The organism is Treponema sp. Marseille-Q3903, assembly GCF_014334335.1.
Lineage (GTDB): Bacteria > Spirochaetota > Spirochaetia > Treponematales > Treponemataceae > Treponema_D.
The window spans coordinates 1,735,657-1,762,040 of record NZ_JACSEU010000001.1 but is presented as its reverse complement, the minus strand read 5'-3'; the positions used below and the strand labels follow the sequence as shown (position 1 = coordinate 1,762,040).

Below are 26,384 nucleotides of genomic sequence, written 5' to 3'. Positions count from 1 at the left end.
AGTATAATATCTAATTTACCGAAAATAAAATATAATAATAACGATGAAAAAGAAAATTCTTTTTTGCTTGATTTTTTTGTTCTCATTTTTAAATTTCTGCACGTATGCTCAGGATAATGCCGATGTGTCTCTTTTTGAAATCGATAATTTAATCAAAAAAACACAATACGACGACGCTCTAAAGCTTTTGCATATTTATATAAAACATAACCCTGAAAATTTTGATAACGCACAGGCAAGAATAAAACGCATAATGAATGCAAAAAAACAATATTCAATTCTTGCTGAGAGATTGATAAAGTTGATTCAGACTGATCCGGGAAACAGCAAAGAAATATACGAAATCACTGCCCAGCTCGAAAAATTTGAAAAATATCCTTCCGACCAGAATTTGCAGTTTATTGCTGACTTGAAAAAATCTGCGGAATTTAACTATTTTAGGGCGCAGTTTCTTGAAATTCAAAATCAAACTGCGAAGCAATCTGAAAGCGGGGAATATTTGGCTGCCGTAAAAACTGCAAAGAGCGGGTTTTGGCTTTATTGTGACGATTTTTATGAAAAATGGGAAAACAACGCAGAGATAGTTTCTGAAGCAAATAACTGTATTTCAAACTTAGATGTTCACATAAAGGCATTTGAAGATAAAAACTTTTTGCCAAAAATAAACAATGCGGTAAACGATTTTATAAAAGCAGTAAGCTCCGAGCAGTATGACAATGCGGTTCATAAGTTTGATGACGTTCGAAAATATTTTAATGCTTACGGCAAACTTCGCAATCAGCTTATAGACGACGGTATAAGCTTCCAACTGATTTACGAGAAAATGAAAACGCTCGACAAAAATCTGACAGATGCATCGTATATGCCGTTTTTGTTTCGACTGACTTTAGGTGTTGATTCAATTGAAAATTCCGGGATTTTAGGTGCTATTGATTGCTTTTGGAATGATTCGGAAAAAAAAATGAATGATGCAGTTTTTGAAGCTCTAAAAAAACAGTATGAATTATATGAAGTGTCGATTGATGATGCTTTTGCAAAAAATGTCGGTAAATACTCTGATTTGCAGACAAAAGTTTTAGATTTATACAAACTTTCAGATAGAGATGACAAGTACAAGCTCGAAAACAAATTCAGCGAATATTATGCAGTTGCAGATTATGTAAAAAATATCTCTTTGCGTGCGGTTGAAATATCGGAAGTTGCAAAAAATGTTTCAGTTATCGAAGGAGAAGAAAAATCATTTATTGCAAAAATTAAAAGTCAAAAAGACGTAGCTTCCAATTCTGCTCTTATGGACAAGCTGTTTAATTATGCTGCTGCTATTGGCAAGTCTGTCGGAGTAAAGAAAAACTTGTTGATTGAATCTTATGATTGGGCAGCTCCTTATCTTTTGCTTGGAAGAACTGAATGGAACGGGCTTTCTGAGCTGTATACAAAAAATCTCGATACACTTTTTGAGAATGTCGCAGCTTTCTTGAGCGAACTCTGGAGTGAGATAACAGAAAACTATAAAAACAACTCTGATAAACTTTACGATGCTGTCTATGAATATTATGAAAGTGCGGATAAATATCGTGAAGGTTTTTTTACAAAAATGCCAGGCAACATATATTCTGAAATCAGCAACGACGCTTCAAAATCAGTTGCTTATCAAAATAAGTTTGATACAAACTCAGAGACGAATTTTGAAATCAGGTACAGTTATCCTGACCTTGCAATAAAAATAGCAGGGTATACTCAACAGCAAGTTGAACAAGCGATAAAGAAAATCGATACGTTTGAAAAAGAAATTGATACAAAGTTTAACAGCAACGAACAATTGACGAGTGAAGACAAAGTCATAAAAATCATCTTTGATGCAAAAAAATATCTTGATGGTCAAAAAGAAAAACTGGCTTCGCTTAAAAATGATTCAGAAAAACAGGCTTCACTTGCTCGTGCAAAATTTAATGCGGCGCAGCTTGCAAAAAATGAAGCTGATATCCGCTACAATGAAGCTGAAACAGCCCTCAAAAACAATAATTTTGACGAAGCGCGCAAAAAGCTTCAGGCTGCCGTTTATAAATACGACGAATCTCTTGAAAATCAGGAAGACGAAAAGTTGCGCAATTATGTAGACCGAGTTCTTTTGTCGTTGGGCGAACGAATTGCAAAAGCTGAAAATGAAATCGTAGTGCATGAAGTCAGAATTCTAAAAACACAGGCAAAAGATGCTTATTTCAACGGCAGGTTTGAAGATGCGGAAAAGCTTTTGACTCAGGCAAAACAGAGGTGGGCTGTCACAAACTTAGTAGAAGATGAAGAGATAAGATATCTTTTGAATTTTATAAACACGGCTCTTTCAATGCAGAGCGGACGAGAAATTTTGCCTTCGGCACCGCAATATCCTGAAATGTCTCAACTTTTGAGCATGGCTAATAAATATTTTGACGAAGGAAGCAGAAAAATCACTTCAGGAGATAAAGCCGGCGGTTATGCTGATTTAGACCTTGCATTGGAGAGCGTTCAAAAACTTCAGTACGTTTATCCTCTTAATCAAGAAGCGTCAATTTTGACGTTGAAAATCAACAAGTTAAAAGATCCTGAAAAATTCCGCTCAGAGCTTTCTCAAAAAATCAAAATTGCAGAAAATATGTGCAAAAACACTGAAACCCGCAGGGAAGGATACGCAAATCTTCTCGATTACTATCAGCTTGAGCCTGGATATAAGGGACTTAAAGAACTTATATATAAAATTGAAATTGAGATTGGAATCCGCCAAAAACCTGTAGATAACAGCAGCATAAGCAAAGCTCAAAAACTTTTGCGTGAATCACAGGCTATTTTTGATTCTGCGGGAAACAACAGAAAAAAACTTGAAGATGCGCTTACAAAAATCGACAAAGCTATTGTGCTTTTGCCATATGATGAAACTGCAATAAAGTTAAAAGATAAAATCATTACAAAAATCGGCGGAAACACATCGACTGTACTCTCTATAGAAGATGAGCGACTTTACCAGCTTGCAATTCAACGTCTTCAGAACAATAATATAATGGGAGCAAACGCAATTGTTGAACAGCTTTTGAAAAAATCTCAGAATGCAGGCTCGCAAAAAATAAAAGAATTAAAAAACAAGATTGAGGCTCGAAGTTAAAATACATGGAAAACAGCGGAACAAAAATCACAAAACATTTTTTTACAAAGCTATTTTTTATTCTCTTGATTTTGTTTTTGCACGCTATGGATGTGCCTGCCGAAGATTTTTACTGGGAGCGTCCGGCGACAATCACTGTTACAGATTCGCGATTCCCGGTGACTGTTTTAGGAAAAGAAAAAACATATCTTTTTTGGGAAGAAATCGACGCAAAAAATAGTCAGATTTATCTTTCTTGTCGTGCTTACTATTCCCTCGAAAATTACACAGAAAACAGAAGATTTGCAGGTCCGTTTGATTATTCCGGCGGAGAAGTGCCAGATATCTACACAGCTGCCGTAAATAATCGAGATACGATTGTTGTTGCAGCTTCAACAGGGCTTTCAAGTATTTCGGTATATACTTCGACAGATGGCGGCGTTTCGTTTTCAGAAAGTAAAATGAAATCTTCGGACTCATCGATCATGATTGCCCCTCGTGTTTATAAAACATCAGCAGAAAACTTTAAGATGTTCACGTCTGTCGGTGAGGAAAACTCGTTTACAATTTATACATCAGAATCAGATGATGGGAAAAAATGGAGCAGATTTGAGCAGTTTCAGCCTGCCAAAGATTATAGAAATCCTTTTATTCCTGTTATGGTAAGCACAGATGATTACGATATAGTCGTATTCCAAATTCAGTATACTTCTGCTGATACAAACAGACTTTCGTATCAATTATATATGACTACACGTCGTGTAGACGAGCGAGGAAGGGCAAGTGAATGGACGCAGGCTTTTTTAATCACAGATAAAAAGTCTCTTCCTCCAAGTTCAACAAGAGAGTTTCATTCATACCAGAATCAGCGTGCGTTTTTGTTCAATCATAAAGGGCATGTCTATATTGCGTGGGAGCGAGCGTATTATCAGAATTCGGCAATTTGGCTTGCAGAGCTTGATTTGAATGGAATTAAAAATGGAACGGCCGAAGAAATTTCGTCAAAAGGAAGCGCTAGCCGCCCGATTTTTTTTGAATATAAAGATTCACTTTATTTGACGTGGTTTGACACGCGGCGCGGTCGTGAATCTATATACATGGCAAAAAAAAATGGCAACTACTGGAGCGAGACAGGACTTGTAGAAAACAACAATGCGAATATGTTTGCGTATCCGCTTGTAACTCATGAAAGCGATGAAAAATCAGTGCTTTCTTATGTCTGGCAGCAAAAAACAAACGGTAAAATTGTGAAAAACTCGATTGCAATTCTTTCACCCGATAAAACTTGTTTGCCACCGACATTTACGCCTCTTTCTTATAAAAAAGGAAAATCTTCACGCGCTAAAGATGTAGAGATAAAGATAAATTTTCCTGAAGATTCTTCGAATATTGCAGGCTATTCTTATACGTGGGCACTACAAAATCAAGACGGTTTAACGCCGGCTGATTCTGTGCCTCCTGAACAGATTGAGCACTTTACAAAAGAAAACAAGATAAAATTAAAAGCATCACAAGACGGAAAGTACGTGCTTACTGCCCGCATTGTAGATTATGCAGGTAACTGGTCAGAACCGGCGAGCATAAGTTATCATCTTGACCTTACGCCACCGGATGCTCCGACCTTTGATATAGAAAATGTAGATGAATACGGATTTTTAAACTCGAATAACTACAATCTTCACTGGCAAAAATCTCATGCTTTGGATACATCAAGTTATTTTTATAAAATCGACTACTTAGGTTCAATCCCAAAATCTATTCAAGTTTCCAAAAATAATCCGCTGAAAATGGAAAAAGACCAAGTTGAAAAAATAATAGATGATTTACTTTCTAAATATGAACAAAAGCAACTTAAACCGCACAGTTTTCAGCAGAAAATCGAAACTCAAAATACTTTTACAAACCGCTATTACAATAGCCCGAACGGAATATATGTGCTTTCTGTTTCTGCGATAGATGAAGTTGGAAACGTCAGCGAACCATCAAAACTCGTGTATATATTAAATAAATTTAAACCTTCAACATATATCACAGATGTAACGCAAAAAGAAAAAATTGGAGAAACAATCCTCACAATAAACGGCGGTGGCTTTACTTATGACGGGACAGTCAGCGAAATATACATTGACCGCGATGGAAGCACTCCATACGATCTTGTTTTAAAAAAGCAAAATGAAAACTACAAAGTTCAGTCAGATACATGCATTTCAAATGTGAACATCGGAGAAAGTTTAGAGCAGGGAATATACAGAATAATTCTTTTACACACAGACCGCGGATTATATACTTCAGGCAGAATATTGCGAATCGGTCAAAACGGCACAGTAAAAATCGAATCAGAGTACGTAAAGCAATCGACTTTAACACCTGTGTTTTCAATATACAAATACAAACTAGCATTAAATCTTTTACTTGCTTTAATAATATTGTCGTTGTGTGCAATAACAGTGATTTTCATATTTGTTGCAATTTTGGGAAGTGTTCATGAGAAGCGTATAACGCAGATTCAAATAAATTCCCTCATAAAAGGAGCCTTTATGCCATTGTCAGAATCAACAAAAAAAACAAAACGTTTGCCTAGCCTCAAGAAGAAGCTGATAGCTTTTACTTTCTCGCTGATTATCGTCGTAGTTTTGTCTGTTTCTATTCAAAACGGTTATAAAGTTGTAAGACTTCAGGAACAGACAATGGCTGCCGGGCTTGAAAACAGAACTGATGTACTTTTGGAAAGCCTTCATTCAGGAGTAAAAAACTTTTTCCCTGCAAACCAGATTCTTGAACTTTCGGCGCTTCCCGGTCAAAAAGAGGCGATGCCGGAAGTCAGTTATGTGACAATTTTAGGACAAAAGCAAAACTCTACAAGTGCGGAAAAAATAGATTACATCTGGGCAACTAACGATCCGGATTCAAAACTCAATCCTTCAAAGGCAGGTTACGGCTACGGAGAGCTTGAATCAGATGAACATGTATTTACGGAAATCACTTCAAAGATGCCTCAATTAGATAAAGAAATTGCTGCCGGAGTAAAAGAACTTTCGGATAAGATTGAAGAACTTGACTCTCAGGCAGCAACACTTTATGCATCTTCTCGCCAAAGAGATACGCAAGAAGCAGAACGCATCTCCGATATTGCGGCTAAGCTCCGCAATCAGATGGACGAAAAACTTTCAGAATATTCAAAAAATGCATCGGGGTCTTATCCTCATTTTGACACTAAAAACCTTGACCGTTCAAATACGGAATATTTCTTTTATAGACCTGTCATATACAGAAAGGGAACTACAGGAAACTACGTTCACGGTTTGATTTATCTCAAGCTTTCAACACAAACGCTGATCGACAGTTTGAACGCCGAAACAAAAAGAATCGTTTACTTTTCGATTATAATCGCAGTTTTTGCAGTTGCATTTGGTATTTTCGGTTCTTTTTTGTTTGCGTCATTGATTGTAAAACCTATAAAAAAACTTGAGCGTCACGTAATCATGATTGGTCAGACAAAAAATAAAATTGCGCTAAAAGGAAAAGACGTCGACATAAAGTCAAAAGACGAAGTGGGGCGACTCGGAGATGCTGTCAACAACATGACCCACGAACTTGTCGCAAATGCCGAAGAAGAAAAACTCGCTATGGATGGAAAAGCTGTTCAAAAAGCATTTCTTCCGTTGAGTGACAGCGATGCAAACAATAAAAAGACAACTGCCGAATATCAAGATAACAATATACAGTGTTTTGGCTACTATGAAGGTGAGTCTGGAGTTTCCGGCGACTACTTTGACTATAAAAAACTTGATGATAAATGGTACTGCATAATAAAGTGCGATGCTTCAGGGCATGGAATTCCTGCCGCAATCATCATGACTGTCGTTGCAACAATCTTCCGCCGCTATTTTAACAACTGGACTTATGAAAAAAAAGGTACTTCTCTAAACAAGCTTGTCGAGCAGATAAACGACTTTATTGAAGAACTCGGCTTAAAAGGAAAGTTCGCAACGCTTATAGTCTGCATGTTGAATGTAAAAACAGGGGAGCTTTACATGTGCAATGCCGGCGACAACCTCGTCCACATCTACGATTCTGCAACACAAAAAATGAAGCTTGTTACGCTTTCATCTGCACCGACTGCCGGAGTATTCACTTCCGATTTAGTTTCACTACGGGGCGGTTTTAAAGTAGAAAAAACTGTCTTGAACCATGGAGATATTTTGTTTCTTTACACAGACGGAATTGAAGAGTCTGCACGACGTATCAGAGAGAGCGATTACTCTGTGCGTAAGCAAGATGTAGGAATTAAAAAGATAAACCCTGATACACGTCAGGAAGAGATAGAGCATAAATTCGAAGATTTAAAAGAGGAGTTTGGTGCAGAACGCGTTCAAAAAATAATTGAAGCTGTTTACAACAAAAGAAAATATACTCTTACAAAACTCGACAACCCACTTGCAGGCGAAACACTTGAATTCGATTTTTCAAAATGCGAAGGAACTGTCAGTGAAGCGATACTTGCACTCGCATCGCTTGAAAAAGTCTTCCGGCTTTACAAATCTCCGTCAACATTGCCGACAGATTATATAAAAATTGATAAAAAGATTGACGAATTCCTCTCAAGGTATTTTAATAAATATGACTATTATGCTGCGCATAAATCAAAAGATGCAGAAAATAGTTCAAACTACATAGACTACGATAACATGCTTGAAGATGAACAGTCAGATGACCTGACACTTTTAGCAATCAAACTGTTGTAAGTTAAAAATTTATAAAAATAAAAAGCATAAAACTAAGGAGGCAAAGATGGATTCGGAAGGAATTGGAAAAAAAATGAAAGAGATGTTTTCAAAAGTCTCGAAAGTCTCTAAAGAAACTTTTGAAAAAGCTGGGAATAAAGTCCAGGATTTTACAGACAAAAGCGTTGTAAAAATCGAAATTAAAAAGATAGAATCAAAACGCAACTGTAAATATGAAGAGCTGGGGTTAAAAATCTCTCAAATGATGCTGCAAGGTGCAAAAATACAGTTTGAAAACCAAGACGATATAAACATTTTGAACGGCATTCAAAAAGAGATAAAAAATCTCTCAGCACAAATCAAAGAGAAAGAAAAAGAATTATAATTGAGCTTCTATCGCTGCTGGCTGCCGGAATGAATCTTTTTGTAGACTTCATCTCCGGCAAGAATCTTTACGAGTTCCATTGAAAATTCTTCAGCAGCGCCGGGACCTCGCGCGGTTACAAGATTTCCATCAGTTATAAAAACCTTATTTGAATAATTTTTGACATAAGATGGATTAGATGCAGACTGCATTCCGGGGTAGCAAGTCCATTTTTTCCCTTCAGGAATAAATGTTTTTCCAAGAACGACAGCAGGAGCAGCGCAGATTGCAGCAACAATTTTATCTTCACGCCATGCATTCTCAAGATGGATAAGAAGCTGTTTGCAATCAGCAAGATTGTCAGCACCGACAGAACCTCCGGGACATACAACGCAGTCTGGAATATTATCTCCAAACCGTTCAAGATATTCTTCAAGCGTCATATCCATAATCATCCGAACATTGTGAGAGCTAGTTACAATATGCTTGTCATTCATCGATTTGGACGGAACAGCGACAGTAGTAACATCAACTCCGGCACGCCTAAGATAATCGACAGGAGAAAGAGCCTCGATGTCTTCAAATCCATCAGCAAAAAAAATAGCAGCAGTTTTCATAAAATCACCTCAAATAAAATATACTAAAAAAATTATAAAAAAGACATATCCAAGCAAAGTTTTTCCACGAGGCTGCATACAAAAAAAACTTCCCCGTCCACCCGTACCTCTTGCCTCTCTGAGCGTTGAAATTCTCTTTTGTGAGCCTCTTCTGCGCACAAAAAAAAGGGAAAAAAAGTAGAAAAAAAAGAAAAATAAATTAAAAATTATGTTGACACTTTTTTAATTCAGATGTATATTCATTTTCACCGTCACAAAACCACATCTTTTGGGCGGCACAAAATAGCAGTAAAATGATATTTTTTCGCAGGTTTTACAATAAAAGCCTGAGATTTGGACGAAAATCCAAAAGATTCTTTGACAGTTCAGGGAAGGAAACAATTGACATATAATTTGTTTTAAGTGTTTCAATTGAATAAAAAACATACCGCTTAATTCGGTTCACGAATTAAGAATTGAAAATCAATTTCAGCAAAAATAAAGCTGTGATTGAACGATTTGTGGAAAATCTTAGTCCTTCGGGACTTAGAAATAATCATGGAGAGTTTGATCCTGGCTCAGAACGAACGCTGGCGGCGCGTCTTAAGCATGCAAGTCGAATGGCAAGATTGGTGCTTGCACTGATCCTAGAATGGCGGACTGGTGAGTAACGCGTGGGTGACGTACCCTTTGGACGGGGATAGCTGCTAGAAATAGCAGATAATACCGGATAAGGTGGCCTGTGTCAGAGGCAGGTCAGGAAAGGAACATTTGTTCCGCCGAAGGAACGGCTCGCGAGCTATTAGCTAGTTGGTGAGGTAACGGCCCACCAAGGCGATGATAGCTACCCGGCCTAAGAGGGTGAACGGGCACATTGGGACTGAGATACGGCCCAGACTCCTACGGGAGGCAGCAGCTAAGAATATTCCGCAATGGACGAAAGTCTGACGGAGCGACGCCGCGTGGATGATGAAGGTCGGAAGATTGTAAAATCCTTTTATGACTGAAGAATAAGTATGGTGAGAGAAACGCCGTATGGTGACAGTAGGTCATGAATAAGCAACGGCTAATTACGTGCCAGCAGCCGCGGTAACACGTAAGTTGCGAGCGTTGTTCGGAATTATTGGGCGTAAAGGGCATGCAGGCGGAATTGCAAGCTTGGTGTGAAATACCGGGGCTTAACTCCGGAATAGCATTGAGAACTGCAAAACTAGAGTCACTGAGGGGCAATCAGAATTCCAGGTGTAGGGGTGAAATCTGTAGATATCTGGAAGAATACCAATGGCGAAGGCAGGTTACCAGCAGATGACTGACGCTGAGGTGCGAAGGTGCGGGGAGCAAACAGGATTAGAGACCCTGGTAGTCCGCACAGTCAACTATGTGCACTAGATGTCTGGTCGACAGACCGGGTGTCGAAGCAAACGCGATAAGTGCACCGCCTGGGGAGTATGCCCGCAAGGGTGAAACTCAAAGGAATTGACGGGGGCCCGCACAAGCGGTGGAGCATGTGGTTTAATTCGATGGTACGCGAGGAACCTTACCTGGGTTTGACATACACAGGAATTATATAGAGATATGTAAGCGCAGCAATGCGCCTGTGAACAGGTGCTGCATGGCTGTCGTCAGCTCGTGCCGTGAGGTGTTGGGTTAAGTCCCGCAACGAGCGCAACCCCTGCTGCCAGTTACTAACACGTAAAGGTGAGGACTCTGGCGGAACTGCCGGTGACAAACCGGAGGAAGGCGGGGATGACGTCAAGTCATCATGGCCCTTATGTCCAGGGCTACACACGTGCTACAATGGGAGATACAGAGTGAAGCGAAGCAGCGATGCGGAGCAAAACGCAGAAAACCTCTCGTAGTCCGGATTGGAGTCTGAAACTCGACTCCATGAAGTTGGAATCGCTAGTAATCGCACATCAGCACGGTGCGGTGAATACGTTCCCGGGCCTTGTACACACCGCCCGTCACACCATCCGAGTAGATTCTACCCGAAGCCGGCAGTCTAACCGCAAGGAGGACGCTGTCGAAGGTAGGATTTGTGAGGGGGGTGAAGTCGTAACAAGGTAGTCGTACCGGAAGGTGCGGCTGGATCACCTCCTTTTTAAGAAAAAGGAATAGGCTTTGGTGTACAAAGCAGTGTCAATTGTTTCTTTCTCTGGTCTGTCGAAGACCGAAAATAGCAGCCTGAAAGGGCTGTTTTAGTTCAGAAAAACTGGACGATGTTTTTTGAAATTGCTAAGGAAGGAACGGAAGATGACGCATGGAAAGACTTGCGTTATCAGAAGAAGGACTTTTCAGTCTGCGAGCAGAGGAAAGGGAAGCTTGAATAAAAAGCCCTTGAGCTGCGAAAGAGTGGAATGAAAGGAAATGAAAATATGGTCAAGCGAATATAGGTTTATGGTGGATGCCTAGGAGCTGTAAGACGAAGAAGGACGTGATAAGCTGCGATAAGCCGGGGTTAGGAGCACATATCCGCAAACCCCCGGATTTCCGAATGGAGTAATCCGGTGAAATACACCATCTCGATATCTGAATATATAGGATAGAGAAGTCAAACTGAGTGAAGTGAACCATCTAAGTAACTCGGGAACAGAAATCAAAAGAGATTCCCCCAGTAGCGGTGAGCGAAGAGGGAAGAGCCCAAACCGCGTAAAGCGGGGTTGTAGGACTGCGATATGGAGTAGGCAGTAAATCAGTCTGTAGGAGAAGCTTCTGGGAAGGAGCGTCAAAGAGAGTGAAAGCCTCGTATCCGAAACAAACTGACTCCTAGCAGAATCCTGAGTATGGCGGGGCACGTGAAACCCTGTCAGAATCCGGGTCGACCACGATCCAAGGCTAAATACTAGACAGCTACCGATAGTGAACAAGTACCGTGAGGGAAAGGCGAAAAGAACCCCTGTAAGGGGAGTGAAATAGAACCTGAAACCATAAACTGACAAGATGTCACAGCCCGCAAGGGTAGTGGCGTGTCTTTTGTAGAATAAACCTGCGAGTTGCGTTATGCAGCGAGGATAAGAAATAGAAGTTTTGGATCCGAAGCGAAAGCGAGTCTGAAAAGGGCGATAAGTTGCATGACGCAGACCCGAAGCCAAGGTGATCTAGTCATGAGCAGGTTGAAGCAGGGGTAAAACCCTGTGGAGGACCGAACAGTAATCTGTTAAAAAAGGTAGTGATGACTTGTGACTAGGAGTGAAAGGCTAAACAAACCTGGAAATAGCTGGCTCTCCCCGAAATGCCTTTAGGGACAGCCTCATAAAAAGTTACCGGAGGTAAAGCACTGGATGGAAAAGGGGGAGTTAAATCTTTCCGATTTCAATCAAACTCTGAATGCCGGTAACCAGCTTATGGGAGTGAGACTGCGTGCGCCAAGGTTCGTAGTCGAAAGGGAAACAGCCCAAACCGGCAATTAAGGTCCCAAATTTATGCTAAGTGTTAAATGAAGTGAAGATGCACAGACAGCCAGGAGGTTGGCTTAGAAGCAGCCATTCCTTAAAAGAGTGCGTAACAGCTCACTGGTCGAGCATTTTTGCGCAGACAATGTAACGGGGCTAAGCATAAAACCGAAATTCCGGATTCATGACAGAAGTTATGAGTGGTAGGGGAGCATTGAATTAACTGACGAAGGAATACCTGTGAGGGGTTCTGGAGGAGATTCAAGAGAGAATGCAGGCATAAGTAACGAAAAAGCGGGTGCGATCCCCGCTCGCCGAAAACCTAAGGTTTCCAGGGTAAAGGCAATCTGCCCTGGGTAAGTCGGCCCCTAAGACGAGGACGAAAGTCGTAGCCGATGGGAAACTGGTTTATAATCCAGTACTTATTGAGTTTTGATGGAATGACGCATGAGGTGAAATCCGGCCGGGCGACGGTAGTCCCGGTCAAAGCAGCGAGTTTATGAGGTTCTGGTTAAAAGAAGAACCAAGATGAGCTGTGACAGCGAGGAACCAGAAAGTGGGACTGAAGCGGACGTAATCATGGTGACGAGAAATAGTTCCTAAGTAAGGCTTAGTAAACCGTACCGGAAACCGACACAGGTAGGTAGGATGAGTAATCTAAGGCGCTCGAGCGAACTCGCGTTAAGGAACTCGGCAAAATGCGCACGTAACTTCGGAAGAAGTGCGGCTCCCTTTAGAAATACAGGGAGTGACACAAAGCAGGCCCAGGCGACTGTTTATCAAAAACACAGCCATCTGCGAACCAGCAATGGGACGTATAGGTGGTGACACCTGCCCGGTACTGGAAGGTTAAGAGGAGATGTTATCCGTAAGGAGAAGCATTGAATCGAAGCCCCAGCAAACGGCGGCCGTAACTATAACGGTCCTAAGGTAGCGAAATTCCTTGTCGGGTAAGTTCCGACCCGCACGAATGGTGTAACGATTCTGGGCACTGTCTCAACGCGAGACTCGGTGAAATTTATATTCCGGTAAAGAAGCCGGATACCCGTAATTAGACGGAAAGACCCCGTGAACCTTCACCGTAACTTAATATTGGGATTCTATTCATCATGTGTAGGATAGCTGGGAGGCAGAGAAGCGTGGCCGTCAGGTTGCGTGGAGCCGCCGGTGAAATACCAGCCTTGATGAATGGGATTTCTAACCGTGACCTTGAAGCAGGTTGCGGGACAATGTTAGGCAGGCGGTTTGACTGGGGCGGTCGCCTCCAAAAGAGTAACGGAGGTGCGCGAAGGTCTCCTCGCGGTGGTTGGAAATCATCGTACGAGTGTAAAGGCACAAGGAGGCTTGACTGAGAGATAGACATATCGATCAGGTACGAAAGTAGGTCTTAGTGATCTGATGGTGCTGAGTGGAAAGGCCATCACCTAACGGCTAAAAGGTTCTCCGCGGATAACAGGCTGTTTTTCCCCAAGACTTCACATCGACGGTCATGTCTGGCTCCCCGATCTCCTCTCACCATATCACGGCGCTCGCGCACGTCCCAAGGGTTTGGCTGTTCGCCAATTAAAATGGTACGTGAGCTGGGTTCAGAACGTCGCGAGACAGTTCGGTCCCTATCTGTTACGGGCGTTGGAAGTTTGAGAGGAGCTGCTTTTAGTACGAGAGGACCGAAGCGGACGAACCTCTGGTTTACCAGTTATCCTGCCAAGGGTAAGTGCTGGGTATCTAAGTTCGGAAGGGATAACCGCTGAAAGCATCTAAGTGGGAAGCCCACCTCAAGATTATACTTCCCTGAGGGTTCAACCCTCCTTAAGACTCCTGGGAGACTACCAGGTTGATAGGATGCAGGTGTAAGCGCTGTGAGGCGTTCAGCCGAGCATTACTAATAAGTCGTGAGGCTTGACCATATTTTCATTTCCTTTTACTTAAAGTTTTTTCCGTTCCGTGTGCTCTGTCCTAGAACAGACTTACACTTAGTTTTTTATTTTGTTTATAAATGCCGGTGACCATAGTGGAGAGGCAATACCCGTTCCCATCCCGAACACGGAAGTCAAGCTCTCTTACGTCGATGATACTGCTCTTTAGCGGGAAAGTAGATAGTTGCCGGCTTTTTTTTATTTAACTCTGATTTTCCAAAAAAATGACTGTGTTGTTTTGTCTATAGCTGAAGAGCAGTCAAACTTTTGTGAGCGAGGCAAAGCCGCGCGTCGTGAGGCTACGCCGAACCCGAATAGCTCTTCTGCGCGAGTTTTAGCGAGTTTACGAGCGCCAAAAACTTGGTAGCGTAAGCGTAGGTTAGTAGAAGCCGAACCCGGATAGCTCTTCTGCGCGAGTTTTAGCGAGTTTACGAGCGTCAAAAACAAAAAAAATAACTGCCTGACACCATTCCCCAACCCCACCCTGCAGAAAAGTCCAAGCTGCCAAAACAACCCACGGTTTTTCAAAATTCCTGAACTTGACTACATATAAAAATATGTATTATTATATACTCAAAAGGGGGGGTGGTAATATGTTAGTAGAAACTTCTCAAATTATGCCGATTACACAGTTGCAGAAAACGCTCACACAGACTGTCAGAAAGATTTCCGAAGACCATCAGCCTGTTTTCATTATGAAAAACAATATCATGGAAGCCGTTATGATTCCATTTGACCGTTACGAGAAACTTTCCGAATTGGAAGAACTTGAAGAACACAAAGAAATTTTTTCGGAGGTTCAAAAAAGAATGAGCCGTTATGATGCTTCAAAGTCTGTGAGTTTGTCATCTCTTAGGAATAAATAATGGCTAAAAAACGGGAATTCCACGAGGATGAATTTGAAAAAATCCGATTGATTCCGGAAGCAGCCGAGGAATATAAAAAACTGGATGGTAGTATAAAGATTGAAGTTGATAAGAAGCTTGCAAAACTTGACAAAAATCCGTTTCTTGGTTTTCCGTTGGGCAATAAAGCGAATATGGATTTAACAGGTTTTTATAAACTTTATGCTTGTGGTAAAAGCGTCCGTATTGTTTACCGACTTTTGACTCCGGAAAAAGTAGAAATCATCGAGGTTTGGGGCATTGGGAAAAGAGAAAACATGGAAGCCTATAAAGATGTAGACGACAGAAAAAATTGATAAAATAACTGCCTGACCCCGTTTTCAACGCCCACACTGCAGAAAAACCAAATCAGCAAAAACAACCACTTTTTACACACGCAAATTGATTCCCGTGCCTGAATGTATTTGCGACGGACAACAATTTGCAAAACCCGAACAATTGTGTTATTATGGAATCACTGAAACAAAACTGTTGACAAGAATTTTAGGAGAGATACAATCTTGAACAGAACAGAACAGAACAGAACAGCCTTTCTTTAAAAATTTTTATATAATAGGAAAAGACCGTCGTGTCCGAGCGTAAAAAAAATGCGTTCGCGGTACGCCGGTTTTTTTTGTTTTTAAAAGGTTTTCAAAGCCAACAAGTTGTGCGTAAACTTGCGGTTTAACATAAAACTAACTTACCTAGGAGGAACATATGAGAAGTTGTTTAAGAAAAATTGGAATACTTGCGGTGGCTACAGCCATCGCAATAGTTTGGATTACAGGCTGCCCTAGCATGCCCGGGCAGACTCAAGATAAACGAGAGCCGCCAAAGCCTGCTACCGTAGTGTCAACAATGCCCGGATCTCCGCGAATGGATGATGGCTTCTTACTAATTCCCGGCATCTCAATCACAGGGACGGAATTCTGGAATCCGTCCTCAAGTGTGTTTGTGAGCGGCCGCTCTTTGGAGATAAAACCCTTTTTTATGAGCGACCACGAGGTGACAAGGGCTGAGTACAAGAAGGTAATCGGAAGCGACCCGAGTACAGCGGACGCTTATGACAAGGATGGCAACAATCTTACAGGAGATGATGCAGGCAACAACCCTGTAAACGGAATCAATTGGTATGACGCGATAGTGTACTGCAACAAGCTTTCGCTAAAAAGAAATTACACCCCATGCTACAAGATTAGCGGCTCTACAAACCCTGATGACTGGGGCGCTGTCCCAAGTTCAAACGACGCTACATGGAACGCCGCAGTGTGCGACTTTGATGCCGACGGCTACCGTCTTCCGACAGAAGCGGAATGGGAGTGGGCTGCCCGGGGCGGAAATGACCACACCACCTACGCCGGAAGCGACAACATCGATGATGTCGCATGGTATACATCGAACACGCACGATACAGGAACGAGGGACGTTAAGACGAAGAAAAAGAACGGCTACGGACTTTACGACATGAGCGGTAACGTGTGGGAATGGGGATGGGACTGGTACGGACTCATAACGAACTCCACTCCTGCCTCAGGCTCGGCTTCGGGTCCGCTCCGCTGTTTTCGTGGCGGTTTTTGGTATGGCTACGCCAACTTCGCTGAGGTTGCTTACCGGTACTACACCTACCCGTACTACCGCATCAACGTCATTGGCTTTCGCGTTGTTCGCTCCGCCAACTAGCGTCGGCTAGTTCTGCAAGGAAATTATTAAAACCTCCGCATCCTGCGGAAGGGCAAAGCCGCTCAGTAACCGGCTGGCGGTGTAACGGGGATTTCAAGGTATAACTGGTCTACCACCAGCTTGCAGTTTTGTCTTTGGCAAAACTGCAATAGATAAGGTGTGTGACACGAAAATTGATTTACGTTTCACTCCGCTTCCCTCATATATGACAACCTTGTTTGCCGTGCGCTAAAATAAATTCTGCGCCCGGCATGGAGCGGCGGCGAAGATGGCCACTGGACCGAGCGAGATGCAGGCGAGCGAGGGAAGGGGCTGAGCGTTAGCGAACCGCGCAACGCCGGTTGGTGACTGTTTGCGCTGTGTTTTTTTATTTTTTTTGCTTGCTGTGTAAAAAGTTTATTTTCTATAAAAAGCAAATGTAGAGCTATAAGTGCTGTTTTCCGTGAATTTGCAAGTTAGCCTTCCGTAATTTTCGGTATGAAAGCATGCCGTACTTTGGTGCAAAAATCATCGCCAAAACAAAAAACATCGCTTCGGTCAAAATGATGCACGCACCGGTCGCTCCATTCAAAAAGTAACTCACATAAGTTCCAATCAGCGCACTGAGCATGGCCGACAGCGCGGAAATACAAAGCATGCGGTTAAGCCTGTCCGTTAAAAGATAGGCGATACAGCCAGGGATAATCAGCATAGCGACTGTCAGTAAAATTCCCACCGCCTGCAGCGAAGCGACAATCGTCAGTGCGGTGAGGGCGAGAAAAAGATAATGTATGAACGTTATATCAAGTCCAATCGCTTTTGCGTGATTTTGATCGAACAGATACAACAAGATGTCCTTTCTCTTGGCAATCACTAAAACAAGCGTTATAAGCGAGCATACGACCGCCTGCATCATATCTTCCTTTTCAATTCCCAAAAGGCTTCCGAATAAAATGTGCATAAAATGAATGTTTGAGCGCACCTTTGTGACGAGTATTAGTCCCAACGCCATCATGCCTGTAAACACTGCGCCCATCACAGAGTCTTCTCTGATTCGGCTTCGCTCTTTTATCCAGCCTGTGGTTGCAGCGTTGAGTAAGCCTGCAATAAAAGCTCCTAAACCAAGAGGGATATGAACTAGGTATGCTACTACTATTCCCGGCAACACAGCATGCGAAATCGCATCCCCCATGAGCGCCCATCCCTTCAAAATAAGGTAGCACGAAATCACCGCGCACACGCAACCGACAAGCGCCGCAATCACAAGCGCCTTTACCATAAAACCGTACATAAACGGCTCAATAAGTCTTTCCAAAAACATTGTATTCTCCCATAAAAACACCGCTTTAGCGGCAGCGCACGGATGTGCTGTATCAAAGTTTACACAGCGCAACTCGCGAAGTAAACTTTCGTGATGAAAATTACACGGAAGTAATTTTTATCACACATTCCAACAATCTTAATCGTATCAATTTTTTTTTAGGCGGCACGGTTTTTGCAAAAGCAAAACCGTCGGGCTTTTCGGGGTTCCGCTATCGCTTCATCGTCCTCGTCGCTACGCTCCTGCGGTCGACGTCTACGCCGCCCCTCCAATCCCTTGCCGTTGTAAGCTCGCAGGCGAGTAGTGGATCTACAAGTAGACTCTGCCGCAATAGATTTTTAGCCTTAGATTGTCCTTTTCGCAAAAAAATCTTTTAGGGATTTTACAGCGTTCAATTTTGCGGCTAGTATTCCATGATGTGGCGCAAAAAACAAAACGGCTAAAAAAAGCAAAAACTGTAGTGTAACTATGCATCCGCCTGCCGAGCCGTTCAAAAAATAACTGATATATGCGCCCAGTGCGGAAGTGACCAAACCTATAATCGACGAGAGGCACATCATCAAAGAAAATTTATTTGTAAGCAGATATGCCGCCGCCCCAGGCGTTACAAGCATCGCGACAACCAAAATGCTGCCGACAGTTTGCAGCGCAGCGATCGCTGTAACTGCAAGCAGTGTGAGCAACAAAAGGTACAACGCACTCGTGTTGAGTCCTATAGAGCGCGCTTGCGCAGGGTCGAACGAAAAGAGGCGCAAATCTTTCCATTTAAGCAGAATAATTGTCAAACCGCTTCCTGCTATTATAAGAGTTTGAACTATGTCTCTGTCTGCTATGCCGAGGATGTTTCCCATAACTATTGTAGAAAGAGTTATGTTGCTTGGAAAAAGCGAAATTAGCAAAACTCCAAGCGCAAAAAATGTCGTATAAACTATGCCGATGACGGCGTCTTCTCGGATTCTCGTCCGCTTTTTTATAAAACCCATCGCAAGGGTGGCGAACATACCGCTTATAAACGCTCCGACCGAAAATGGTATGCCGACTATGTACGCGACCGCAACGCCTGGAACTACCGCGTGCGACAGCGCATCTCCGAGCAAAGACCAACCTTTTAGCACTACAAAGCACGAAAGCAGGGCGCACACTCCGCCTATAAAACCGCTGACAAGAATAGCCTTTACCATATATTCATACTGAAATGGAATCAATAAATTTGAAATCATCTGTATTTCTCCGCATTTTTTTTGTCACATCATTTGTGCAAAGCAGCTTCGGTATTTCTTACGCCACTTCTATAGGGCTTGCCTTCGCCCTTTGTTACCAAAGCACCTTCATCGTCGGTAAACACTCTAAACTCGTGAGTGCTTTCTTCTGGATTGTCGGTGTGATCGAGCTTAATGGTACGCAAAGCGCCACCAAAGGCCTTTATAAGGTTGTCGGCCGTAAATGTCGTTTCTGTCGGTCCCGAAGCGAGCACCGTTTTTTTTATAATCACAACGTGATCGCAGAATTCTGGCACCGAACCCAAATCGTGCGTTGAGACAAAAATCAAGTGTCCATCGTTTTTAAGTTCTCTCAAAAGAGCGATAATCGCAGTTTCGGTTTTAACGTCGACACCGGTAAATGGCTCATCGAGCAAGATTATTTTTCCCTGTTGTGCCAAAGCGCGAGCGAGAAAAACCCTCTTTTTTTGTCCGCCAGAAAGCTCCCCAATTTGCCTGTCTTTAAAGTCGAGCATTTGAACTCTCTCAAGGCTGCGCTCAACAATTTCTTTGTCTTCCCTATTCGGTATGCGCAAAAAATTCATGTAGCCGTAGCGCCCCATCATAACGACGTCCCACACGCTGACCGGGAAAGACCAGTCAACTTCTTCAGATTGCGGAACGTAAGCAAGCAGGTGCTGTTTTTGAGCCTGGCGTACAGGTTTGCCACAGATCGTTACAGAGCCGTTCATAGGTTTAATAAAGCCCATGATTGTTTTGAAAAGCGTAGATTTTCCGCTGCCGTTTACGCCGACGAGAGCCGTAATCGTTCCCTTTTTTAGATGAAAAGATGTGTCGTACAGCGCGACGTGGCCGTTATTGTATGCGACGCTTACATTTTGTACCTCAATTTCAACTGGAATTTTCGTATCTATATCCATATTCTGCCTCGTGTTATCTTGACAAACTGCCTTGAAAGCCTTTTACAATCGTGTTTGCATTGTATTCGAGCATCTTTAAATACGTCGGCGCATCTCCGTCTTCGTATGTCAATGAGTCTACATACAAAACACCGCCGTAACTCGCTCCTGTTTCTTTACACACTTGCAGCTGGGGCTTATCGCTGATCGTACTTTCAGAAAAAGCGACAGGAATGTGATTTTTGCGGATAGTGTCTACAACTTTTTGAATTTGCTGTGGAGTTCCTTCCTCGTCGGCGTTTACCGGCCACAGGTACAATTCCTTCATATTGCAGTCGCGGATAAGGTACGAAAAAGCGCCTTCGCATGTTACAAGCCAACGCTGCTCTTCGGGAATTTCCGAAAGCTTGTCGGCCAAAAAGGCGTCGATTTTTTTAATGCTTTCGCTGTAGGACGCCGCGTTTGCGTTAAAGGTTTCGGCGTTGTCCGGATCCAAAGCGACAAAGGCTTTTCGGATATTTTCGACATACACAAGGGCGTTTTTAGGCGACATCCACGAGTGAGGATTTGGCATGCCGTTGTACGGTCCTTCTCCAATTCCAAGAGGTTCTATGCCGTCGCTAAGAGTTGCGCTCGGCACGTTTTTAACGCTCCCCATAAATTTTTCAAACCAGCGCTCAAGGCCAAATCCATTGCGCAAAACCAAATCTGCCGACTGAGCCTTTACGACGTCTAGTGGTGTAGGTTCGTATTCGTGAATTTCCGCTCCGGGTTTTGTAATAGATTCGACGAGAATCTTATCTCCTGCTATATTCTGCGCCATATCCTGTAAAATTGTAAACGTAGTTACAACTCGCTTTGGACGTTCTGAATCATGTTCGCTAACCGTCGCGCTTTTTTTTGCGCATCCAGAAAAAACTACTGCGCACAACACTGCCGCTGCAGCGATCGAGGCTGCTGTAAATTGTATGTTTTTTTTCATATAAACTCCTGATATGAACAAAAATAGACTGTTCTGTTTTAGACGCCGTTTTTATCATATTTTTTTGAGGTTTTTGTATCAAAATCTGTAGTATTTACTACATCTTTTGCATTACAAATGTAGTATAAACTACGGATTTTTGTCAATAGTTAAATGAAAAATCTCTGTGTTTTAAATGATTTATATTGAGCTGTTTTTTATTGTCGGTTATTTTATAACTCCCATGGATTCAACTGTTGCTGTGATTACCGGCGGTTCAAGCGGTATAGAAAATGCTATTGCGCAAGAGTGTTTAAAAAAAAGGATTCAAGGTCGTCATAGGAGTTCGATGGAAAGATTTGCTCAAAAAAATTGAAGCCGAATTGATGTTATATGCTGGTGGTATAAGCGCGCATGAGCTTGACGTGTGCGATGAAAAATCGATTGCCAGTTTTACCGATTTTTGTGAGAGGCAGTTTGGTAAAATTGACTTGTTGTTCAACTGTGCAGGAATTGCTGTTTGTAAAGAATTTGAGAGCACGTCTCCTGCTGAATTTGCGCAAGTGTTGTGTGCGGAACTTGTTCTGCATGGAATATCAGTTTCACTAGTTCAGTCGCCAGATGCATTATGAAAGGCGTTGCAAAAAAGCGCTCTTTGATTATTCCTTGTTTTATGGCGAACATTATATATCACATAAATCGCCTATTCCCAAATCTTATGTATGCGTATTCTAAGAGGAGCATTCAAAAATATTTAAAAAATGTTTCTGTGCAAGAAAGCCTATCGTTAAAAAAATGTGCCTTACAGACAGGCTATTTTTTGTACTTGAAACGTCGACAGAAAAAACTATACAATGGGATAAATACGATTAAAACTTTTATCTCTGACCGTGTTCACAAAAAGCGCGATGATTATTGATACGGTCGAATATTACAGCCTCACCGAATTTCGCGCATTGATCTGTGAGAAGAGAGCCCATGATGTCGGAAAAAAAAACGGAAGCGTCGGTCGCTTTTTCTCGGACTCGCGCTGATCACGCGATGGAAATCCTAGAAGACTACACAGAAGTTATCTCAAAAATAATAACAGAAAACGGTGAGTGCCGTGTAATGGATCTTGCTAGGTACTTTGGTGTGAGCCACGTATCTGTCATTCAGGTTTTACAGCGCTTGACTGCAAACGGTTTTATAGAAAACGAAGCCAGAAAACCAATCGTTCTTACAGAGGCAGGCTACTCTTTGGCTCGAACGTGCGCAAATCGGCACAAAATTGTCCAACGCTTTTTATTAAAAATTGGAGTGAGCGAAAAAACGGCCGTAATTGATTCAGAAGGCTTGGAGCATCACGTCAGTTCTGAAACTCTTGAGTGCATGAAAAATTTTATCGCCGAGCATTAAAGCCTGTGACAACCTTGTTTGCCGTGCGCTAGAGCAAGTTTGCGCCCGGCGTGGATGGGCGGCGAAGACGGCCACTGGACTGAGCGAGACGCAGGCGAGCGAGGGAAGAGGCTGAGCGTTAGCGAACCGCGGAACGCCGATTGGTGATTGTTTGCGCTGCGATTTTTTAAATTTGACTCGTCTTGAAACATTTTTATTTTAATTGTATTATCGCGGACATGATTAAGTTTTCTGATGATGTTATTTATGTTGGTGTAAACGACCATAAAATTAAACTTTTTGAGGGGCAGTATCCTGTTCCTTTTGGAATGGCTTATAATTCTTATGTGATTCTTGACGAAAAGGTTGCTGTCACTGACTCTGTTGACCGCAATTTTGGTGATCAATGGCTCGAAAATGTTGAAAATGTTTTGAAAGGTCGCAATCCTGACTACCTGGTTGTGCATCACATGGAGCCTGATCATTCTGCAAATATAGCAAGATTTTTGAATAAATATACTTGTACCAAGGTTGTTTTGAGCGCTGTAGCTCTGACTATTCTTAAGTCGTATTTTAAAGAGGATTATTCTGAGCGCGCTGTTGTTGTAAAAGACGGAGACTCTCTTTTGCTTGGTAAGCATAATCTTCATTTTATCACGGCTCCGATGGTTCATTGGCCAGAAGTCATAATGTCTTACGATGAATGCGAAAAGGTTTTGTTCAGCGCCGACGCTTTTGGTACTTTTGGCGCTAACGACGTTGAGCAGCGAGGATGGGATGATGAGGCGCGACGTTATTATTACGGAATTGTGGGCAAGTTTGGCTCGTCTGTTTTAAAAGTTCTTGAAAAACTTTCCGCTTTTGAGATTAAAACTATATGCTCTCTTCACGGTCCTGTCCTCACTGGAGACTTGTCTCATTATTTTGAGGAATATAAGAGATGGGCTAACTATCAGCCTGAAAATGATGGAGTTTTTATTGCCTATACTTCTGTTTATGGGCACACTGAGGAAGCGGTAAATATTCTTGCCGAAAAACTTCGTTCCTGTGGTAAAGATGTAAAAGTTATAAATCTTGCTGAGACTGATTTTTCTTACGCTATTGATGCAGCTTTTACTTATAAAAATGTTGTTTTTGCGACGACGACTTACAACACCGGCATATATCCTTTTATGAATGATTTTGTTATGCGCCTTGCTGAGCATGGATTTTCCAACACAAATATTGCCTTTGTTGAAAACGGCTCTTGGGCGCCTGCTGCAGCAAGATTGATAAAAGAAAAGTTTTGCGGATGTAAAGATTTGAACATCATCGAGCCTGTTGTCACTGTGAAAGGCGCTTTGAACGATGCTTGTTTAGAAAAACTTGATCAGCTTGCAAATGCTCTAAAATAGTTTTTCAAATAATTTTGCGTTAAAATTAAAATAGGGTGCGGATAAATCCGCGCTCCGTTTTTGTATTTTACTCTGCTGGCGATATAGGCGTTGCTGGTGGAGTGTTTTTTTCTGCAAACGCTTTTTTCAGTAAAATTGGGACAAGCATCGAAGATACTATGATAAGCAATATAACCGGCGTAAAATATGTTGATTCTACAAGTCCAACAGAAAGTCCTTTTGTTGCTACAATCAATGCAACTTCGCCGCGAACCATCATTCCAAGCCCTACTTGCAAAGATTCTTTCCAATTATAGCCTAAGAGTTTTGCAGAACCGCCGCATCCGATGATTTTAGAAACACATCCTGCAACGACAAATGCGATTGAGAACCAGAGCATTGCAATATTCATATCTGAAAGGTCGGTTTTTAATCCGATACTTGCAAAGAAAATCGGGCTGAAAAACATATAAGAATTTATGTCGATTTTTGATTCCATGTAAGATGCATCTGTCAAGTTACAAAAGACAATCCCTGCGATATATGCACCTGTGATATCTGCAATTCCAAAAAATTTTTCAGCCGCATAAGCAAAAATCAAGGCAACTCCGAGTGCGTAAATGGGAATTCGGTGTGTGCGAGGATGCCGTTTATCGTACCAGCTGAAAAATCTATATGTTATGATTCCTACAAAAATTGCACATATAAAAAACGCTACAGTTTTTAATATGATTCCAAGATACCCGCCGCGTCCCGTGCTGACTCCAAGCACAATTGTCAAAACGATTATGCCAAATACATCATCGATGATTGCAGCACTTATGATTGTCTGTCCAACATCTGATTTGATTTTTCCAAGTTCTTTGAGAACCGCAACAGAAATGCTCACCGATGTCGCAGTTAAAATTGTTCCGATGAAAACGGCTTCGAAAAATCTGTGTGTTCCAAAACCATCAAAACCCCAGAAACAAAGTGCAACAATAGTTCCTATGACAAGTGGAGCAATAACTCCGCACGCCGCTACTATTGTCGCTTTGAATCCCGATTTTGCAAGCGATTTAAGGTTTGTCCCAAGCCCTGCAGAAAACATGATAAGGATGACGCCGATTTCCGCCATATACTGAATAAACTTGTTTGTTTCATTGTAGATGATATTTGAATCAGGTGAACCAAAATTTTTGAACCATGGAATAAAGCGCAGCAGCAACCCTGCCAAAATCATCCCTGCAACTTGTGGAACGCCGAGTTTTTTAGCTAAAGTTCCAAAATATTTAGCTGCTATGACGATAATTCCGACTGAAAGCAAAATGTGAAGAATTATCTCGGTGTTTGAAATGTTAGAATTCATTTGATATACCTCTGACTTTTTTTAAATTATATCGAAAATTGCCGCCTTATTCAATAACGTGTAAATTCGAAAAACACCAGTCGCTTTATTCAATGAGCAGACGGAAGATCTGAGTGGCTTTTTATTGAAAACAATAATTTTATATTTTATAATTGCAAAAACATGTAAAAACAATCCAAAACGAGGTATTTTATGTCGCAAAAAATTTGCAAATGTTTGTTTTGTCTATCTCTTTTGTGCACTTTTCTTTTATCGTCTTGTGCAACTTCTATTGATGTAAAAGTTGTAAGACCTGCAGAGTTGAACTTGAACGGGGCAAAAACAATTGCTGTTCTTCCTTTTAAGCCGAGTCAGTTTTTTATTACAAACAGAGCATTCTCGACTTCGGAATTTATTTTATATTCAATGTTCAGAATTTTTGATGGAGCGGATCCCGATGAACGGCGTTGCCTAGAATATCTGCAATCACAGCTAGAAAGCGGGCTAAGCTCTTCTTCCTATATCAAGCTTGTAAACTCAGATGCAGTTTCTCGAGCATTAAAAAACAACACTCAAAATCCTGCCGATGTCTATCTCACAGGTGAAGTAACATATTTTGACATTGATGACAGTTTTAGAAAAGTAAAAGTAAAATTTAGAGATGCCCAAGATGGTCACCCTGCCGTTTATGAAATAGAAACAAGATGGAAGCGTCAGGCGAGAATCGATATAAGATATCAAGTTATCGACAGCAAAACAGATCACATCATTGCATACAGAAATGTAAGTTATTCTGCAGAAACGGCGGAATACACTGACAGAACGAATTTACCTTCCGCATTCTATATGCTCGACTCTGATTTATATTCTTTAAGTAAAAAAATTCTCCGAGAGGTTCAACCTTACACTGTCACAAAATCTATAAAACTTCTTTCTACAAAATCAAAAATCAAAATGTTAAAAGAACTGATGAAAATTGCAAACGACACAGTCGATGATGGGAACCTAGAAGATGGGTACAGGCAGTTCCGCGATATTTATGATAAATATAAACTTGCAGAAGCCGGATACAACGCTGCAATGATTCAACAGGCTCTTGGAAACCTCGAACGCGCCGAAAGCGAACTTATTGATGTTCAAGAAAAATTTCCATCTGATTCGAGAATTTCAAAAGGGTTATCCGACATAAGATACGAGATTCGTCAGGCAGAAGTGCTAAAAAGCCAGACAAAAAGCGCAAACGCTAATTAAAAATA

General features: G+C 41.8%; 17 protein-coding genes and 3 rRNA genes. 14 read left to right on the top strand and 6 right to left on the bottom strand.

Annotation, left to right across the window (positions count from 1 at the left end):
* Positions 1-43: 43 nt before the first annotated feature.
* The 3 genes from H9I37_RS08010 to H9I37_RS08000 are packed head-to-tail and all read left to right on the top strand — an operon-like array spanning position 44 to position 8,224.
* On the top strand, positions 44-3,136 hold the full coding sequence (locus tag H9I37_RS08010) for a hypothetical protein (protein ID WP_187381948.1): 3,093 nt from the start codon (positions 44-46) through the stop codon (positions 3,134-3,136).
* Positions 3,137-3,141: 5 nt separating this feature from the next.
* Entirely contained in the window at positions 3,142-7,860 is a 4,719-nt protein-coding gene (locus tag H9I37_RS08005; protein WP_187381947.1) for a SpoIIE family protein phosphatase, read from the top strand.
* A 46-nt stretch (positions 7,861-7,906) separates the two neighbouring features.
* Positions 7,907-8,224 (top strand): hypothetical protein, encoded by a 318-nt coding sequence (locus H9I37_RS08000; protein WP_187381945.1) that lies wholly within the window; start codon positions 7,907-7,909, stop codon positions 8,222-8,224.
* A gap of 8 nt (positions 8,225-8,232) precedes the next feature.
* Here the strand turns inward: H9I37_RS08000 and H9I37_RS07995 are convergent, their stop codons facing one another.
* Positions 8,233-8,820, bottom strand: a complete 588-nt coding sequence (locus tag H9I37_RS07995; protein WP_187381943.1) for a DJ-1 family glyoxalase III — start codon at positions 8,818-8,820, stop codon at positions 8,233-8,235.
* A gap of 534 nt (positions 8,821-9,354) precedes the next feature.
* Between H9I37_RS07995 and H9I37_RS07990 the strand changes: the two genes are divergently transcribed.
* The 6 genes from H9I37_RS07990 (at position 9,355) to H9I37_RS07965 (ending at position 16,671) form a co-directional block, all read left to right on the top strand.
* Positions 9,355-10,900: ribosomal RNA gene (locus H9I37_RS07990) — 16S ribosomal RNA — on the top strand.
* A gap of 276 nt (positions 10,901-11,176) precedes the next feature.
* Positions 11,177-14,098 (top strand): 23S ribosomal RNA (locus H9I37_RS07985).
* A 91-nt stretch (positions 14,099-14,189) separates the two neighbouring features.
* Positions 14,190-14,300 (top strand): 5S ribosomal RNA (rrf, locus tag H9I37_RS07980).
* The 16S, 23S and 5S rRNA genes sit together here, the layout of an rRNA operon.
* A gap of 400 nt (positions 14,301-14,700) precedes the next feature.
* Positions 14,701-14,973 carry a type II toxin-antitoxin system Phd/YefM family antitoxin gene (locus H9I37_RS07975; RefSeq protein WP_187381941.1) on the top strand — a complete coding sequence of 91 codons (273 nt, stop codon included), beginning with the start codon at positions 14,701-14,703 and terminating at the stop codon, positions 14,971-14,973.
* Positions 14,973-15,308 (top strand): type II toxin-antitoxin system RelE family toxin, encoded by a 336-nt coding sequence (locus tag H9I37_RS07970; RefSeq protein WP_187381940.1) that lies wholly within the window; start codon positions 14,973-14,975, stop codon positions 15,306-15,308. Before H9I37_RS07975 ends, H9I37_RS07970 begins: the two co-directional genes overlap by 1 nt.
* 559 nt (positions 15,309-15,867) lie before the next feature.
* Complete coding sequence (locus H9I37_RS07965; RefSeq protein ID WP_187381938.1) at positions 15,868-16,671, top strand: formylglycine-generating enzyme family protein; 804 nt, start codon at positions 15,868-15,870, stop codon at positions 16,669-16,671.
* 424 nt (positions 16,672-17,095) lie between these two features.
* Here H9I37_RS07965 and H9I37_RS07960 read toward each other — a convergent pair whose 3' ends face one another.
* The 4 genes from H9I37_RS07960 to H9I37_RS07945 all read right to left on the bottom strand — a co-directional run bounded on the left by H9I37_RS07960 (position 17,096) and on the right by H9I37_RS07945 (position 21,072).
* A complete protein-coding gene (locus H9I37_RS07960) occupies positions 17,096-17,971 on the bottom strand; it encodes a metal ABC transporter permease (RefSeq protein WP_187381936.1) in 876 nt (291 codons plus the stop codon).
* Positions 17,972-18,315: 344 nt separating this feature from the next.
* Positions 18,316-19,191, bottom strand: coding sequence for a metal ABC transporter permease (locus H9I37_RS07955; RefSeq protein WP_187381934.1), 876 nt, complete (start codon positions 19,189-19,191; stop codon positions 18,316-18,318).
* 29 nt (positions 19,192-19,220) lie between these two features.
* Positions 19,221-20,111 carry a manganese/iron ABC transporter ATP-binding protein gene (locus H9I37_RS07950; RefSeq protein WP_187381932.1) on the bottom strand — a complete coding sequence of 297 codons (891 nt, stop codon included), beginning with the start codon at positions 20,109-20,111 and terminating at the stop codon, positions 19,221-19,223.
* 13 nt (positions 20,112-20,124) lie between these two features.
* A complete protein-coding gene (locus H9I37_RS07945) occupies positions 20,125-21,072 on the bottom strand; it encodes a metal ABC transporter substrate-binding protein (RefSeq protein ID WP_187381930.1) in 948 nt (315 codons plus the stop codon).
* Positions 21,073-21,247: 175 nt separating this feature from the next.
* On the opposite strand from H9I37_RS07945, the gene H9I37_RS07940 reads away from it, so the two are divergent.
* From H9I37_RS07940 to H9I37_RS07925, 4 genes are all read left to right on the top strand, one after another.
* A complete protein-coding gene (locus H9I37_RS07940) occupies positions 21,248-21,427 on the top strand; it encodes a hypothetical protein (RefSeq protein WP_187381929.1) in 180 nt (59 codons plus the stop codon).
* Positions 21,411-21,683: an SDR family oxidoreductase gene (locus H9I37_RS07935; RefSeq protein ID WP_187381927.1), complete on the top strand. Its 273-nt coding sequence runs from the start codon at positions 21,411-21,413 to the stop codon at positions 21,681-21,683. The genes H9I37_RS07940 and H9I37_RS07935 overlap by 17 nt, the downstream gene beginning before the upstream one ends.
* Before the next feature lie 346 nt (positions 21,684-22,029).
* Positions 22,030-22,449: a manganese-binding transcriptional regulator MntR gene (gene mntR, locus H9I37_RS07930; protein ID WP_370586902.1), complete on the top strand. Its 420-nt coding sequence runs from the start codon at positions 22,030-22,032 to the stop codon at positions 22,447-22,449.
* A gap of 218 nt (positions 22,450-22,667) precedes the next feature.
* On the top strand, positions 22,668-23,822 hold the full coding sequence (locus H9I37_RS07925) for an FprA family A-type flavoprotein (protein ID WP_222864193.1): 1,155 nt from the start codon (positions 22,668-22,670) through the stop codon (positions 23,820-23,822).
* A gap of 67 nt (positions 23,823-23,889) precedes the next feature.
* Here H9I37_RS07925 and H9I37_RS07920 read toward each other — a convergent pair whose 3' ends face one another.
* Positions 23,890-25,149, bottom strand: coding sequence for a cation:proton antiporter (locus H9I37_RS07920; protein ID WP_187381925.1), 1,260 nt, complete (start codon positions 25,147-25,149; stop codon positions 23,890-23,892).
* Positions 25,150-25,341: 192 nt separating this feature from the next.
* Between H9I37_RS07920 and H9I37_RS07915 the strand changes: the two genes are divergently transcribed.
* On the top strand, positions 25,342-26,379 hold the full coding sequence (locus H9I37_RS07915) for a hypothetical protein (RefSeq protein ID WP_187381924.1): 1,038 nt from the start codon (positions 25,342-25,344) through the stop codon (positions 26,377-26,379).
* Positions 26,380-26,384 lie beyond the last annotated feature (5 nt).

What these genes read in the sequence shown, in the direction of transcription:
- H9I37_RS07975 (WP_187381941.1), top strand. Translation starts at nt 14,701, where the DNA reads ATGTTAGTAGAAACTTCTCAAATTATGCCGATTACACAGTTGCAGAAA.
- H9I37_RS07915 (WP_187381924.1), top strand. Translation starts at nt 25,342, where the DNA reads ATGTCGCAAAAAATTTGCAAATGTTTGTTTTGTCTATCTCTTTTGTGC.
- H9I37_RS07950 (WP_187381932.1), bottom strand. Translation starts at nt 20,111, where the DNA reads ATGGATATAGATACGAAAATTCCAGTTGAAATTGAGGTACAAAATGTA.
- H9I37_RS07945 (WP_187381930.1), bottom strand. Translation starts at nt 21,072, where the DNA reads ATGAAAAAAAACATACAATTTACAGCAGCCTCGATCGCTGCAGCGGCA.
- H9I37_RS07955 (WP_187381934.1), bottom strand. Translation starts at nt 19,191, where the DNA reads ATGATTTCAAATTTATTGATTCCATTTCAGTATGAATATATGGTAAAG.
- H9I37_RS07965 (WP_187381938.1), top strand. Translation starts at nt 15,868, where the DNA reads ATGGATGATGGCTTCTTACTAATTCCCGGCATCTCAATCACAGGGACG.
- H9I37_RS08010 (WP_187381948.1), top strand. Translation starts at nt 44, where the DNA reads ATGAAAAAGAAAATTCTTTTTTGCTTGATTTTTTTGTTCTCATTTTTA.
- mntR (WP_370586902.1), top strand. Translation starts at nt 22,030, where the DNA reads ATGATGTCGGAAAAAAAAACGGAAGCGTCGGTCGCTTTTTCTCGGACT.
- H9I37_RS07925 (WP_222864193.1), top strand. Translation starts at nt 22,668, where the DNA reads ATGATTAAGTTTTCTGATGATGTTATTTATGTTGGTGTAAACGACCAT.
- H9I37_RS07970 (WP_187381940.1), top strand. Translation starts at nt 14,973, where the DNA reads ATGGCTAAAAAACGGGAATTCCACGAGGATGAATTTGAAAAAATCCGA.
- H9I37_RS07940 (WP_187381929.1), top strand. Translation starts at nt 21,248, where the DNA reads ATGATTTATATTGAGCTGTTTTTTATTGTCGGTTATTTTATAACTCCC.
- H9I37_RS07995 (WP_187381943.1), bottom strand. Translation starts at nt 8,820, where the DNA reads ATGAAAACTGCTGCTATTTTTTTTGCTGATGGATTTGAAGACATCGAG.
- H9I37_RS08005 (WP_187381947.1), top strand. Translation starts at nt 3,142, where the DNA reads ATGGAAAACAGCGGAACAAAAATCACAAAACATTTTTTTACAAAGCTA.
- H9I37_RS07920 (WP_187381925.1), bottom strand. Translation starts at nt 25,149, where the DNA reads ATGAATTCTAACATTTCAAACACCGAGATAATTCTTCACATTTTGCTT.
- H9I37_RS07960 (WP_187381936.1), bottom strand. Translation starts at nt 17,971, where the DNA reads ATGTTTTTGGAAAGACTTATTGAGCCGTTTATGTACGGTTTTATGGTA.
- H9I37_RS08000 (WP_187381945.1), top strand. Translation starts at nt 7,907, where the DNA reads ATGGATTCGGAAGGAATTGGAAAAAAAATGAAAGAGATGTTTTCAAAA.